This window comes from Actinomyces polynesiensis (assembly GCF_000820725.1).
Classification (GTDB): domain Bacteria; phylum Actinomycetota; class Actinomycetes; order Actinomycetales; family Actinomycetaceae; genus Pauljensenia; species Pauljensenia polynesiensis.
Genome location: NZ_CCXH01000170.1, coordinates 1 through 1700, shown reverse-complemented (window position 1 = coordinate 1700; position 1700 = coordinate 1). Strand labels below are relative to the sequence as shown.

At 76.8% G+C, this 1700-nt stretch carries 1 protein-coding gene; it reads left to right on the top strand.

Annotated elements, in window-relative coordinates; genetic code table 11:
• Positions 1-1700, top strand: a 1700-nt coding sequence (locus tag TA90_RS07340) for a helicase-related protein (protein WP_147513422.1), incomplete at both ends; no start/stop codon positions are given.

Sequence of the window (1700 nt, the reverse complement as noted above, 5' to 3'; positions counted from 1 at the left end):
GCTCCGGCACCGCCGGACCTGCCCGTCGTCGCGGTCCTCGACCGGATCACCGCCGCAGCCGGCCCCGGCGCCGCCCTCGTCCTCACCGCGCCCCCTGGCACCGGCAAGACGACCCTGCTCCCCCCGGCCCTCGCCGTCGCACTCGCCGGCACCCAGGGCTCCGTCGCCGCCGCCGGGAGCGCCACCACCCCTGTCACTCGCACCTCACCCGCGCCGCGCGTCCTCGTCACCCAACCACGCCGGGTCGCCGTGCGGGCAGTGTCCCGGCGCATCGCCGCACTGCTGCACGAACCGGTCGGCGCGACCGTCGGCTACTCGGTGCGTGGCGATTCCCGCACCTCGCCGGACACCCGCATCGAGATGCTCACACCCGGCGTCCTCCTGCGACGCCTCCAGCGCGACCCCGAGCTCCCGGGGGTCGGCGCGGTGGTCCTCGACGAGTTCCACGAGCGCCAGCTCGACACCGACCTCGCACTCGCCCTGCTCCTCGACGTGCGGGCAGCCCTGCGGGAGGACCTCGTGCTCGCCGTGACCTCGGCGACCCTGGAGGCCGAGCGCACCAGCGCCCTCATCGGCACCGCGACCGGCACCGCCCCGACCCTGGTCGACGTCCCGGCCCGTCTGCACCCACTCGAACTGCGCTGGGCGGCTCCCCCGCGCGGAGGGGAGCCCCTGGGGGTGTCCCCGGCCACGGGCGCCGTCATCGTGCGCCGTGAGTTCCTCGGACACGTCGCACGCACCGTCGAACGCACGCTGGGGACCACCACCGGTGACGTCCTCGTCTTCCTTCCGGGCGCGCGCGAGATCGACGAGGTCCGCCGCTCCCTCCCGTCCAGCGGCGTCGAGGTCCTCACCCTGCACGGCTCCCTGACCCCCGAGGAGCAGGACCGCGTCCTCTCCGGCCCCGGGCCGCGGCGCCGGGTCGTGCTCTCCACGGCCGTGGCGGAGTCATCGCTGACGGTGCCCGGCGTGCGCGTCGTGGTCGATGCCTGCCTGTCGCGTGAGCCCCGCACCGACGTCGCACGCGGCGTGCCCATGCTGGTCACAGTCCAGGCCTCACGCGCCCGGTGCGAACAGCGGGCCGGGCGCGCCGCCCGTCTCGGCCCGGGCACCGCGGTGCGCTGCACCTCCGAGGTCGACTGGGCGCGGCGCCCGCAGCAGTCGCTGCCCGAGATCGCCACCGCCGACCTCACCGACGCGCTCCTGCAGTGCGCGGTGTGGGGCAATCCGGGCATGGCCGGTCTGGCGCTCCTCGACGAGCCGCCCGTGGGGGCCCTCTCCGCAGCTGCGGAGCGTCTGCGCGGTCTCGGCGCCGTCGACGAGGGCGGACACGCGACACCGCTCGGACGCACACTCGCAGCCCTGCCCCTCGACCCCCCACTCGCCCGCGCCCTGGTCGATGCGGCGCCACGCATCGGACCTCGCCGAGCCGCCCGGTCCGTGGCACTGCTGAGCGAGGACACCCGGGCACCCGGCGCAGACCTCGCGTCCCTCGCGCGGGTCCTCTCCCGCGGCGGGGGCGACGCCGCCCTCCGCCACCGGGTGGAGGACCAGGCCGGACGCCTGGCCCGTCTGCTGCGCGCGGGCCCGGGCGCGGACACGGACCCGGTCGCTCACACGGACCCGGGCGGCCGCACACGGCTGGGTGCCCGGACGGAGCCGGGTGCCCGGACAGCCGGGGCAACAGGTCACAGCACTGC